Annotated in this window: 13 protein-coding genes; 6 read left to right on the top strand and 7 right to left on the bottom strand. The window is 62.3% G+C overall.

All coding sequences use genetic code 11. From position 1 onward, the window contains the following. The first annotated feature begins 70 nt into the window (after positions 1-70). A complete protein-coding gene (locus F3J24_RS10080) occupies positions 71-1,051 on the top strand; it encodes a tripartite tricarboxylate transporter substrate binding protein BugE (protein ID WP_167005503.1) in 981 nt (326 codons plus the stop codon). Positions 1,052-1,131: 80 nt separating this feature from the next. Here F3J24_RS10080 and F3J24_RS10075 read toward each other — a convergent pair whose 3' ends face one another. Then, on the bottom strand, positions 1,132-2,172 hold the full coding sequence (locus F3J24_RS10075; protein WP_167005500.1) for an NAD(P)H-quinone oxidoreductase: 1,041 nt from the start codon (positions 2,170-2,172) through the stop codon (positions 1,132-1,134). A gap of 111 nt (positions 2,173-2,283) precedes the next feature. Between F3J24_RS10075 and F3J24_RS10070 the strand changes: the two genes are divergently transcribed. Then, complete coding sequence (locus F3J24_RS10070) at positions 2,284-3,168, top strand: LysR family transcriptional regulator (RefSeq protein ID WP_167005497.1); 885 nt, start codon at positions 2,284-2,286, stop codon at positions 3,166-3,168. 105 nt (positions 3,169-3,273) lie between these two features. Further along, entirely contained in the window at positions 3,274-4,230 is a 957-nt protein-coding gene (gene xerD, locus F3J24_RS10065) for a site-specific tyrosine recombinase XerD (RefSeq protein ID WP_167005494.1), read from the top strand. A gap of 6 nt (positions 4,231-4,236) precedes the next feature. Here xerD and F3J24_RS10060 read toward each other — a convergent pair whose 3' ends face one another. Continuing rightward, the gene (locus F3J24_RS10060; RefSeq protein ID WP_167005491.1) at positions 4,237-4,893 is read right to left on the bottom strand and encodes a molybdopterin-dependent oxidoreductase; all 657 of its coding nucleotides are present in this window, start codon (positions 4,891-4,893) and stop codon (positions 4,237-4,239) included. A 223-nt stretch (positions 4,894-5,116) separates the two neighbouring features. On the opposite strand from F3J24_RS10060, the gene F3J24_RS10055 reads away from it, so the two are divergent. Further along, complete coding sequence (locus F3J24_RS10055) at positions 5,117-6,121, top strand: tripartite tricarboxylate transporter substrate binding protein (protein ID WP_167005487.1); 1,005 nt, start codon at positions 5,117-5,119, stop codon at positions 6,119-6,121. A gap of 102 nt (positions 6,122-6,223) precedes the next feature. Here the strand turns inward: F3J24_RS10055 and F3J24_RS10050 are convergent, their stop codons facing one another. The 3 genes from F3J24_RS10050 to F3J24_RS10040 form a co-directional block, all read right to left on the bottom strand. Continuing rightward, positions 6,224-7,510: an EAL and HDOD domain-containing protein gene (locus tag F3J24_RS10050; protein WP_167005484.1), complete on the bottom strand. Its 1,287-nt coding sequence runs from the start codon at positions 7,508-7,510 to the stop codon at positions 6,224-6,226. A gap of 37 nt (positions 7,511-7,547) precedes the next feature. Then, the gene (locus F3J24_RS10045; protein ID WP_043006328.1) at positions 7,548-8,807 is read right to left on the bottom strand and encodes an EAL and HDOD domain-containing protein; all 1,260 of its coding nucleotides are present in this window, start codon (positions 8,805-8,807) and stop codon (positions 7,548-7,550) included. Between the two features lie 161 nt (positions 8,808-8,968). Next, a complete protein-coding gene (locus F3J24_RS10040) occupies positions 8,969-9,775 on the bottom strand; it encodes a ferritin-like domain-containing protein (protein ID WP_167005481.1) in 807 nt (268 codons plus the stop codon). A 50-nt stretch (positions 9,776-9,825) separates the two neighbouring features. Between F3J24_RS10040 and F3J24_RS10035 the strand changes: the two genes are divergently transcribed. Then, the gene (locus F3J24_RS10035; RefSeq protein WP_167005478.1) at positions 9,826-10,350 is read left to right on the top strand and encodes a gamma carbonic anhydrase family protein; all 525 of its coding nucleotides are present in this window, start codon (positions 9,826-9,828) and stop codon (positions 10,348-10,350) included. A gap of 30 nt (positions 10,351-10,380) precedes the next feature. Next, positions 10,381-11,388 (top strand): Hsp33 family molecular chaperone HslO, encoded by a 1,008-nt coding sequence (locus tag F3J24_RS10030; RefSeq protein ID WP_167005475.1) that lies wholly within the window; start codon positions 10,381-10,383, stop codon positions 11,386-11,388. Positions 11,389-11,496: 108 nt separating this feature from the next. Here F3J24_RS10030 and F3J24_RS10025 read toward each other — a convergent pair whose 3' ends face one another. Together F3J24_RS10025 and F3J24_RS10020 are read right to left on the bottom strand one after the other, a co-directional pair. Then, complete coding sequence (locus F3J24_RS10025) at positions 11,497-12,039, bottom strand: hypothetical protein (protein ID WP_205244706.1); 543 nt, start codon at positions 12,037-12,039, stop codon at positions 11,497-11,499. Continuing rightward, positions 12,008-12,286, bottom strand: coding sequence for a septum formation initiator family protein (locus F3J24_RS10020; protein WP_034378810.1), 279 nt, complete (start codon positions 12,284-12,286; stop codon positions 12,008-12,010). Before F3J24_RS10020 ends, F3J24_RS10025 begins: the two co-directional genes overlap by 32 nt. Between the last annotated feature and the right edge of the window lie 2 nt (positions 12,287-12,288).

Raw genomic sequence — 12,288 nt, 5'->3', positions numbered from 1 at the left:
AGAATATGTCGGGTTTTTTGCGGCACGTACTATCAACCGTTAATTTCAGAACTCATAGGGAGACCCCTTCATGAATCGTCGTATGTGCATGGGCCTGACAATGGCTCTGGCAACTGTAGGTTTTTCCACCGGCGTGATGGCCGAGGCCAATTACCCCACCAAGCCCATCAAGCTGCTGGTGCCCTTCGCCGCAGGCGGCACGACCGACATCATTGCGCGTGTGATTGCCGAACCTCTGAGCAGGGAACTGGGCCAGTCCGTGGTGGTGGACAACAAGGGCGGTGGCGGTGGCGTCATCGGTGCACAGGAAACCGCGCGTCAAAAGCCCGACGGCTACAACCTGGGCATTTCCACCCTGTCGACCATGGCCACCAATCCGGCCATCAACCCCAAGACTCCCTACAACCCGCTGACGGACTTCACGCCCATCATCAACATTGCGGCCACGCCCAATGTGATCGCCGTGAATCCCAAGTTCCCCGGTGCGGCCAGCTACAAGGCTTTCGAAGCTGAACTCAAGGCCAATCCCGGCAAGTACTCCTATGGCTCGTCCGGCACGGGCGGCATCCAGCACATGCTGATGGAGTTGTACAAATCGCTGACCGGCATCCAGATGACCCACGTGCCCTACCGCGGCGCGGGCCCGGCCCTGAACGACGCGGTTGCAGGCCAGATTCCCATGATTCTGGACAACCTGCCTTCGGCACTGCCTTTCATCAAGGACAACCGCCTCAAGGCCATCGCCGTGGCTGCTCCCCAGCGTCTGGCTGTGTTGCCTGATGTGCCCACCTTCAAGGAAGTGGGTCTGCCCCAGGTCAATCGCATGGCTTCCTACGGGATCCTGGGTCCCAAGGGCATGGACAAGGCCATGGTCGAAAAGATCAACGCCGCCGTGAAGAAGGTGCTGCAGGACCCCGCAGTCAGGAAGCGCATTGAAGACACCGGTTCGCTGGTGGTAGGCAACTCGCCTCAGGAATTCGCCAAGGAACTGAAGGAAGAGTACGAAACCTACAAGCAGGTCGTGGCCAAGCAGAAGCTGACACTGGACTAAGCAGCTGATCCGCTGCTGATGCTGCAGCGGACGCCGCGAGCCCGAATTGCCGTCGAGGCCATTCGGGCTTTGTTTTTTTATTATTTGCCGTCCCCGGGTAGCAGCAGTATCTTGCCGATGCTGACCCCGGACTCCATATGCCTGTGCGCCTGGGCAGCGTCTGCCAAAGCGAAGGAGCTGTCGATCACGGGCCGTAGCGCTCCACTCTCCAATGCCCCAAGCCATCGCTGGGCAAAGCGCTGGACCATTGCCTGCTTGACTTCAGGTGGGCGTGACTTCATCACGGTTCCGAAGATCCGCAGATGGCGGTACAGCACCAGGTCCATGGGCAATGCAGCGCCCTGGGAGCCGCCCAGCAGGCCCACCATCACCATGCGCCCGCCGACGGCCAGCGATCGCACATTGGGCTCCAGGTAGGGGGCACCGACGAAATCGATCACGATGTCCACGCCTTTACCGTCCGTGGCCTGGGCCACCACGGTCTGGAAGTCCTCGCTGCGATAGTCGATGAAGAAATCTGCTCCGAAACCCAGGACCGCTTCGCGCTTGTCGCCGCTGGCCGTCGCAAAAACCCGGGCGCCCGCAGCATGTGCAAGCTGAACGGCAGCTGATCCGACACCACCCGCTGCCGCATGGATCAGCACCGACTCGCCGACGCACAAGCCAGCCAGATGAAACAGAGCCTCATGCGCGGTCACGAACACCTCGGGTATCGCCCCGGCATCCACCAGGTCCAGATTCTCAGGGACATGCATGGCCATGCGGTGGTCTATGCGCGAAATCTCGGCATAAGCGCCGCCGCCCACGATACCCATGACACGGTCGCCCACGGAGAAGCCCTGCACCAACGGGCCGGTCTCGATCACGGTTCCTGCGATCTCCAGGCCCATGGTGTCTGCGTCACCAAAGGAAGCCCGGCCGTAGGCTCCCTTGCGGTGATAAAGGTCGGCACGGTTGACGCCGATGGATGCGTTGCGTACGAGCAAGTCGTGGGGACGAAGCTCAGGAGCCGGCAGTTCGCGGGCCACCAGCACCTCGGGCCCGCCAAAGTCGTCAAAAACAATCGCCTGCATGGTGGCGGGATTTGCTGCGGGGATGGAGTCTGTCAAAAAGGTGGGCATACGCGTCGTTCTCGAAATATCTTTGAGCGCTGAAGATTACGACGCAAAGCTTTGTTTGCAATGCAGCGATTTCGCTCTACATTGATGCAGATTTGCATCAACTGATGAGCCATGAACTGGGACGATACCCGCATCTTTCTCGCCTTGAGCCGCACGCACTCGTTGCGCGCTGCAGCGCGCAGCCTGGGCATTGATCAGGCAACAGTAGGGCGACGCCTGAATGCGCTGGAGTCCGAGCTAGGAGCCAAGCTGTTTCTGCGTGCCAAGGATGGATACCTGCTCACGGCCGCTGGCGAGGTGGCACTGGCTGCGGCAAAGCGTATGGAGAGTGCAGCTCTGGACTTGCGCACCAAGATCGAGGGTCAGGATGAAAATCCCGGCGGGCTGGTGCGCGTGACAAGCACCGATTCCATCGCCATCGACCTGTTGCTGCCCGCTGTCGAGCGTTTGCAGCAACACTGGCCCAATATCCGCGTGGATCTGGAAGTCTCCACCCAGTTGCTCAGCCTCGGTCGCCGGCAGGCGGATATTGCTTTTCGCAACGTCAGGCCTGATACCCCGGAGCTGGTGGTTCGCCGTGTGGCTTCGTGGCCTGTGGGGCTGTTCGCAAGCACGAGCTATCTGGCTCGCTTTGGCGAGCCCGCCCCTGAAGACGAGTTGCGCGGTCACCATCTGGTCGCATACGGGCCTTATCTGGAGCAGAGTCCGTTTCTGAGCATGGCCGGGATACCGGCACGTCAGGCCAAGATTGCCATGTCGGTTCGCTCCAGTCTCCTCGTGCGCAAGGCGGTTGCTGCAGGCATAGGGATTGGAGAAATGCCGTTATGGATGGGGGAGCGAGAAGGCCTGGTGCGAATCTGGCCACAACGCCGACGCCCGAACGACTACGAAGTCTGGCAGGTCATGCATCCCGATCTCCAGCGCACGGCAAGGGTGAGAGCGGTTGCACAGTTTCTGGCCGAGGCTTTCGATGGCCCATCAGCAGGCATCAGCTGAAGCAGGCTCAGCGCTTGCCATGGCCGACATCTGACCCATGATCTTCATGGTGTGCCGAGCTGATTTCAGCTCGGCACACCCCTCGCCAGCGTGTACGCTAGCCCCATGTCAGAAGCCCCAAAAAAAGCACGCGAGTCCCAGATTCCCGAGGACTGGCCGCAGCCCTTGCCGCAGAGTCTGGATGCTCTCGATCAGTTCATCGATGCCCTGCTGCTGGAGGACGGACTCTCGCGCAATACCTTGTCTGCCTACCGGCGTGATCTGACGGCGGTGGTGCGCTGGCTGGCGCAGTTGCAGCCGCCCAAGGCGCTGGATGCAGCGCTGGAAGCGGATTTGCAGAGCTATTTCGCGGCCCGTGTGGAGGACACCAAGGCCACTTCCTCGAACCGGCGGCTGACGGTCCTGCGCCGCTACTTCCACTGGGGGCTGCGCGAGAAGCGCATCGCTGCCGATCCCACGGTGCGCATGCTGGCTGCCAAGCAGCCGCCACGCGCGCCCAAGACCCTGACCCAGGAGCAGGTCGAGGCCCTGCTTGATGCGCCCGATGTGGAGACTGCGCTGGGTTTGCGTGATCGAGCCATGTTGGAGCTGATGTATGCCAGCGGACTGCGCGTCAGCGAGCTGGTGGGTGTGCGCATGCATGAGCTGGACTTGCGCTCGGGCGTTTTGCGCGTGACGGGCAAGGGGCGCAAAGAGCGGCTGGTGCCGTTCGGTCAGGAGGCGCAGCACTGGCTGGAGCGCTATCTGCAGCAGGCGCGAGCGGTGATTCTGGGTGGCCAGCAGACCGAGGAAGTGTTTGTGACCCAGCGCGGCGCGGGCATGAGCCGCGTGATGTTCTGGGTCATCGTCAAGAAATGCGCGCAGATTGCCGGAGTGAACTCGCCGCTGTCGCCGCATACGCTGCGCCATGCATTTGCCACGCATTTGCTCAACCATGGCGCCGACCTTCGCGTGGTGCAGATGCTGCTGGGACATGCCGATATCTCCACCACCACCATCTACACCCATGTGGCGCGAGAGCGGCTCAAGGCCTTGCACGCCGAGCATCACCCGCGAGGCTGAGCAGCCCTAGGCAGCCGCGCTGCCCAGCTGCAGGTGGTACAGCCCCCAGACGGCGGCAGGAAAGCGTTGCTTGACGGGCAACTGGCCGAGCTCCGGAATCTGGTGCGCTGCAAAAATGGCCCAGAGCGGGCCCACGCCGCCCATGGCCAACGGCACGCCATCCAGCTGGGTGGCGATCAGCATGCGCCAGCGCACGGCCTGGGCCAGCGGTATCTGGCTGCGATATCCGTCTATGCCCTGCAAGGTCAGCTGCAGGCCTTGAGCCATGGCCTGGCCCACATCCACGCCGGCGGCCTGCAGCACCTGCTCCAGCAGCGGGCCTTGCAGGCTGTGCTCGGCTTCGTCGTATTCAAGCGTGGTCCTGAGCGTCTGCTGCTCCAGGCTGTTGAGCGCATCCATGCCGCAGGACCAGGCTGCATCGAACAGATAGCCATGCATGATCAGCATGCGGTCCGCCACGGCCTGCGGCTTGCCACGATTGGCTTGCACGCCTGGGCCGCTAATGGTGAGCACCGCGGGTTGCAGACCATCGAGCACGCAGGGGCGCGAGGCTTTGCGCGTGGTCGTGGCCGATGCGGGCAGGGCCATGGCGCCCAGTGCAGCGCCCGCAGCACCGCCTTGCAGCAGCAGGGAGCGACGTGATAGTGGGTTTTGTTCTGCCATGGGTGCTTTCTCTGTGGTGATGGCTGCAGTCTAGCGGCAAGGCCTGCGCCCGTCATTGCGGCATGCCGACCATGATGCCGGCCAGCTGCAGTGCTGGTCTATTTGAATGTTTGAAGTTTTATTTCGATGTTTTCTGTCCAATAAATTGACGAATCGTCGTTCAAATCAACCTGGGAATTCACTTTGGTCAAAAATGCAGGTCTTGATTTTTGGATTTCGAGTGATGACTAACTTTCTGCGTCGCAGCATGCTGACCTGTGCCCTGGCAGCCGTGCTGCCTACCACCTTGTCCCTGAATGTCCAGGCGGCCGACAAAGCCGACGCGGCTGGCTGGCCCAGCCGTCCCATTCGTCTGGTGGTGTCCTACCCTGCCGGGGGTGTGAGCGATGTGGTGGCCCGTGCCCTGGGTGAAAAGCTGTCGCAGTCGCTAGGGCAGTCGGTGGTGATCGACAACAAGGCCGGTGCGGGTGGCGCGATTGGCCTGGATCAAGTCGCCAAGTCCAACCCCGATGGCTATACGCTGGGCTTTTCGTCCATCAGCCCGCTGACGCTGAGCCCCCATCTGGGCAAGCCGCTGTTCGATCCGCACAAGGATATCGTTCCGGTGGTCAGCGTGATGTACTCGCCCGTGCTGTTGCTGGGTACGACCCGCCTGACTGCCAAGAGCTTTCCCGAGCTGATGACCCAGGCCAAGGCTCATCCCGGCGATGTGCGCTGGGCCACGGCCGGTCTGGCCTCGCTGGGCCACATCATGCTCGAGCAGATTGCCGATCAGGGCAAGGTGCAGATCACCCATGTTCCTTACAAGGGCGGCGGCCAGCAGCTCAATGACGGCCTGAGCGCACAGTTCGAGGTGTTGTCCACGAATGCCGGCCCGGCCGTGATGCAGCATATCAAGGCCGGCAAGTTCAAGGCTCTGGCCGTTGGCGCTCCGGCGCGTCTGGACTCGTTGCCCCAGGTGCCCACGCTGGCCGAGTTGGGCTACAAGAACGCCAACACCACATCGGTGTTCGGCATCTTCGCCCCTGCGGGTGTGCCCGCTGCCGTGCTGGCTCGACTGAATGCCGAGGTGAACAAGGCGCTGGCGCTGCCCGAAATTCGTCAGCGTCTGGAAGCCACTGACAATGTGCCTACCGGCGGCAAGGCTGCGGACTTTGCCAAGCAGATCGAGGCCGAGTCCAGGTCCAATGCCCAGATCATCAAGGCTGCAGGCATCCAGACCAACTGATCGGGACACTCTGCAATGACAAAGGGCTTGCGGTCACATCGGCCGCAAGCCCTTTGTCCTTGTACGCAGCAAGCGCACCGAAGTGTCGCCAGGCGGACTGGCTCAGATCACTTCGCTGGCCAGGTTGTCGGCCCAGCTCAGCGCCTGCAGATGGGCCCAGTTGACCTGATGGTTGGACAGCTGCAGTGCATTGGCAGCGCGGGCAAAAGCCGCTTCGTCGCCCGACTCGCAGGCGCGAGTCAGATCAAGGAAGGGCGCAAAAACGCCCTGGTTGTGCACCAGTGCATCGACCACGGACTGGGGCAGCGCAACGGATTCAAGGGCCTTGGCCATGGGCTGGCTCAGCATCACATCGAGCAGCGAGAAAACGCCCACGACGAAAGCGTGGTCGCATTCTTCGGGTGGCAGCAACTCGGCGGTCAGCAGCTCCATGAGCCGGCCACGCACCACGGCAGTCTGGCCTACGGCTGGTGGCGTGCCGCCGGCGCGTGAGGTGGTCAGCAGCAGGGCCGCCCAGCGGAACAGCTTCTTGAGCCCCAGAATCATCACCGCATGGCGGAAGGAGGTGATCTCGCAGGACAGGCCGAAGCCCGAGCTGTTGATGAAGCGCAGCAGGTTGAACGACAGCGTGGGATCCTTCTTGAGCAGCTCTTCGATCTCTTCCGTGCTGGCCTGCTGGCGCACCAGGTTGATGAGCTGGATGATGGTGGTCTGCGTGGGGCGGATGGTGCGCGCCTGCACGAGCTGGGGCTGGGCGAACCAGTAGCCCTGGAACAGCTTCACGCCCAGGCCCAGCATATGCTCGAACTGCTCGGCCGTCTCGACCTTCTCGGCCACGATCTGCGCACGCGTATAGGTCTGGGCGAACTTCACCAGCTTTTCGGCATGCTCGATCGCGAAACTCTGCATGTCCAGCTTTACGAAGGAGGCCATGGGCAGCCAGGACGCATAGTTGCGGCGCAGCAGGTTCTGATCGAAAGCCAGGCGAAAGCCGCGCTGGCGCAGGGCCGCGAACGTGGACAGGCAGGCTTCGATGTTTTCTTGCGTGGCCTCGGCGGGCAGGGCCGGCACTTCCAGCACCACGCGGTCGGGGTGAATCAGCTCCAGGTGGCCACCGCTCAGACTGTCATGGGTGCAGTTGATGAAAACCGTCTTCTTGCCCACCAGGGCCTCGGCGCCAGCATAGGACAGGGCGTTGAACAGCAGCGCCGCATCGGATGCCGCGGTGTGCGCGTTATGTGCCACCGAGCGGTCAAACAGCTCGTAGCCATACACATCCCGTTTTTCATCGACGATGGCCTGGCGCGCAATGCTGGCCATATTGGCCTCGTCCCTGTCTGTAGCGGGGCTGGCAGCCGGTGAAGAGGCGTTTGTGTCAGAGGTATCCATGTCGGTTATCGCTTGGGTGTGGGGTGGGGGAGCGCCGTCACTCGGACAGACACTCCGTCCAGCTCAGCGCCTGCAGATGTGCGTGATTGATGTCCCGGTGCTCCAGCTCCAGGCTGCAGGCGCTGCGGTCGAACTGCTCCTGGTCATGACTCTCGCAGGCCTTGGTGAGCATCAGCAGCTCCCCCAGAATGCCTTCGTGATGCAGCAGGGCGGCGGACACCGATTCGGATACCGGAATCAGTGCCAGTGCCGCAGGCAAGGGCATGCCCAGCATGCGGTCCAGCATGGAGAACATGCCGCAGATGAAGGCCAGATCGGCGTCGGTTTCGGTCAGCGAGTGCTTGGCCAGCAGCTCCATCAGGCGGCCGCGAATCACGGCGGTCTGGCCCACGGCCGGTGGCGGGCCACCATCGCGGGCTGCTGTCAGCAGCATGGCGGCCCAGCGGAACAGCTTGTTCAGGCCGAGCATCATCACGGCCTGCTTGAATGAGGTGATCTGGCGATGGGCCCCAAAGCTGGCCGAGTTGATGAGGCGCAGCAGATTGAAGGCCAGGGCTGCGTCCTTCTTGAGAACTTCCTCGATCGCATCGGTGCTGGCCTGCTCGCGCACCAGGGTCAGCAACTGGATGATGCTTTGCTGCGTGGGAGTCAGCAGGCGGGTCTGCATCACGGTCGGGCGGGCAAACCAGAAACCCTGGAAAAGCTCGATGCCCAGGCGCTGGCCCAGCTCATGCTGGTGGGCGCTTTCAACCTTTTCGGCAATCAGTTCGGCGCGGGTGTGGCGGTTGGCAAACTTGACCAGCACCGTGAGCTGGTCCGGCGCCAGCGTGGAAAGATCTAGCTTGATGTAGTCGGCCAGCGGCAGCCAGGCCGCATACACCGACTCCAGCACCGTGTGGTTGAAGGCCAGGTGAAAGCCCTGGTCCTTGAGTGCCAGCAGCGTGGGCAGGCGGGCCGCGACCTCATGTACGGCGGCATGGCCCAGAGGAGGGATCTCCAGCACCACCTTGTCGGCCGGCAGCAACTCCAGGTGCTCGCCGGTCAGACCTTCGTGGGTGCAGTTCACGAACATGAGCTTGGTGCCGACCAGATCTTCCTCGCCCGCATGTGTGAGGGCCGCAAAGATCAGCGTCGCGTCTGAGGCCATGGTGTGACCATAGGGCGAGCGCGAGCGGTTGAACAGCTCGTAGCCAATGATTTGCTGCAGCCCGTTGACGATGGGCTGACGTGCAATCATGCCTTTGGACAGGTTGCGCGGCGAGGCGAATGCCTGGTCCTCTATGGTTTGTTCACTCATTGCTGCATGACATCTGTGTGAGAAATGGTTGGCGGTGCCGGTTATTGTAAGAATGAGCCGATCATAGTGTCAGCTTCATCCGTTCAGGCAGTTTGCGCAAACAACTTCGGCAAGCGGCCCCGAACCCGCTGTCGATTTTTGATTCGAGTCAAGAAAAAAGCCTAGATCTGTTGCAGCCAGGCGATTTCGGTCGCGGTGAAGCCTGCGGCGCGGCGCGCCTTCTCGTTGAAGGGCGGTCGCAGGCGTGGCGCTTCATAGCGGGCCGTCAGCTCCAGATACCAGGATTCGGGCTCCAGATCGTTCTTGTCGCAGAGCCAGCGATACCAGTGATTGCCTATGGCCACATGGCCGACTTCCTCGCGCAGGATGATGTCAAGGATGTCGCAGGCCGCCAGCGCATCGGGCGCATGGGTGTTGCGTAGCTTGTTCTGGATTTGCGGCGTGGCGTCCAGGCCGCGCGCTTCCAGGGTTCTGGGAACCAGGGCCATGCGGGCCACGATGTCGCCCGCGGTTTTCTCGCACATGGTCCACAGGCCCTGGTGGGCCGGGTGGTCGCCATAGTCCTGTCCGTGGTGCTGGCGCAGGTGGTCGCGCAGCAGGCGGAAATGCTTGGCTTCCTCGGCGGCCACCTGCAGCCAGTCGTGGTAGTACTGCTCGGGCATGCCGTCGAAGCGCCAGACGGCATCCAGTGCGAGGTTGATGGCATTGAACTCGATGTGCGCTATGGCGTGAATGAGCACGGCCCGGCCTTCGAGGGTAGCCGGCGAGCGGCGCGCCACGGCCGTGTGGTGCCTGAGCTCGGGCCGGGCCGGACGGCCGGGCAGCTCGGATTCGGCAACAACCGGTACCGGGGCTGTTTCTGCTATTGAATAGAGAGCTTTTTGCGTATGCAGCTCAATAGCTGCAGCGGCTTTCTGCTCTGGGTCTGCAAGACACAAGACCTCTAGCGCGCGATGACGTAACTCCATCCCTACAATTCTAGGTTCTATAAAGAAGCAACCCACTGGGAGACAAGCACATGGCAATTTACGAACTCGACGGCGTTGCGCCGCAGATCGACGAGACCGCCTGGGTGGCCGACAGCGCCGAGGTCATGGGCCGCGTCAAGCTGGACCGGGACGCCAGCGTCTGGTTCGGAACCGTCATTCGCGGGGATACCGAAAACATCAGCATCGGTGCGGGCTCCAACATCCAGGATGCCAGCGTGCTGCATGCCGATTTCGGCAAACCGCTGACGGTGGGTTGCAATGTGACGGTTGGCCACCAAGTAATGCTGCATGGCTGCACGATTGGCGATGGCTCGCTCATCGGGATCGGTGCAGTGGTGCTCAACGGCGCCAGGATCGGCAGGAACTGCCTGGTGGGCGCTGGCTCGCTGGTGACCGAGGGCAAGGAGTTCCCCGACGGCTCCATGATTCTCGGCAGTCCTGCCAAGGTCGTGCGCGAGCTCTCGCCGCAGCAGATCGAAGGTCTGGGCCAGAGCGCCAGAAACTATGTTGAAAATGCTCGCCGCTTCAAGCGCGGCTTGCGCAAGCTGGGCTGAGGGCCCGGCTTTTTACCGGAATCGATTAGCGTGTCTGAACTGCATAAATTCATTTTTGACGGCCTGCCCGTGCGTGGTGCCATCGTCCGCCTGACTGACTCCTGGCAGGAGATCCTGCGGCGCCGTGCCGGCAACAAGGACACCGGTGCCTACCCCGAGGCCGTCAGCACCTTGCTTGGCGAGATGACGGCAGCCGGCGTGCTCATGCAGTCCAACATCAAGTTCAATGGCGCGCTGGTGTTTCAGGTCATGGGTGACGGTCCGGTCAAACTGGCCGTGGCCGAAGTGCAGTCGGATCTGAGCATGCGCGCCACGGCATCGCTGGTGGGCGAGGCCAATCTGCCCCTGCGCGGCCAGCTGGCTCCGCTGGCAGAGCTGGTCAATGCCCATGGCGCGGGCCGCTGTGCCGTCACGCTGGACCCCAAGGATCGTCAGCCCGGTCAGAACCCCTATCAAGGCGTGGTGCCGCTCAACGATGCCGCCGGTGGCCGCTTCGAGCGCCTGTCGGATGCGCTGCAGTTCTACATGATGCAGTCTGAGCAGCTCGACACCGTGATGGTGCTGGCCGCCAATGACCAGATCGCTGCCGGCCTGATGCTGCAGCGCATGCCTGTGAAGGGCGAGGCGAATCTGGCCGCTGCCACCGAAAGCGGTGATGCCGAGCACGATGCCCAGGGCCTGAACGAGGAATACAACCGCATTGCCACGCTGGCCTCCAGCCTGACGCAGCAGGAGCTGTTGACGCTGGATGTGGAAACCATTTTGCGGCGCCTGTTCTGGGAGGAGAAGCTGCTGCGCTTCGCTCCTCAGGCCGACGAGCAGGCGCCGCGTTTCGCCTGCACCTGCAGCCGTGACCGGGTGGCTGCCATGCTGACTTCGCTGGGCGAGGAAGAGGTGGATTCCATCGTGGCCGAGCGTGGCAAGATCGAAGTGGGTTGCGACTTCTGCGGCCAGCAATACCAGTTCGATGCCATCGATGCGGCACGTCTGTTCACCGACGTGCAAAAGCAGCCTCCCAGCTCCAGCGCGGTGCAGTAAGGCTCGCAGCCTAGGGCCTGCTGCAGCAGGCCTTTGAGTTGGAAGAGCATGCGGGCATGGCGCAAGACCCGCCAGTCTCTGCAAGGATGTCAGGACACCGGATGCGCCTCAGGAGGCATTTTTCAGGGCTTCGAACAGCGCCAGTTCGCACTCGGGATCGCCGCATTGCTCACAGGCCTTGCGGCGTATTTTCTGGCTGGAATTCCACGGGTTCTGGCTTGAGATCCAGTCCCAGTCTGCGGTTGGGGCCGTGAACTTGAGAGATGCGGCCAGCTGCTGCCATTGGGCAGATGGCCTGCCGTAGAGCATTACATAGCTTTGTGCACGTGCGTGCAGCAGTTCACGCCACCGGCTGATCTGCTGCGCGATGGCGGGCTCCGGGTCGGCATCGCGCCAATCCTGTCCCAGCACGTAGACCAGGGCATCGGCCGGCCATTCATCACCAGCCGCAGGGGCCATGCATTGCCAAGGGGCGCCCAGGCCCGCATCCAGACGGGCCTGCAGCAAGCCATGCGCCATGCTGCGCGCCAGGGCGTGCGGAGCGCCCAGCAGCACCACCGTGGGCGCAGGAACAGCAAAGCCAGCGCGGGGCTGGCTTCGGGACGGAGCGGGCGCCGGGTCAGCGCCTGGAAACCTGAATATAGATTTCATTGGGTTTGACCATGCCCAACTCGTAGCGGGCCTTTTCTTCCACGGTGGACAGGCCGTCCTTGAGGTCGTTGACCTCGGACTGCAATCTGTCGTTTTCCGATTTTTCGAGGGCGTTGGCCGCGTACTGATCGTTGATCTGCTGCTGCAGTTCGTGCACATAGGCCATGCTGCCATTGCCCAGCCAGAGCTGGGCATGAATGGCGGTCAGCAAGACCAGCAAAGTGACACAGACGACGCGGTTGACCATAC

The sequence above is a fragment of the Comamonas sp. Tr-654 genome, assembly GCF_011752915.1.
Lineage (GTDB): Bacteria > Pseudomonadota > Gammaproteobacteria > Burkholderiales > Burkholderiaceae_C > Comamonas.
This window is presented reverse-complemented; position numbering and strand designations above follow the sequence as displayed.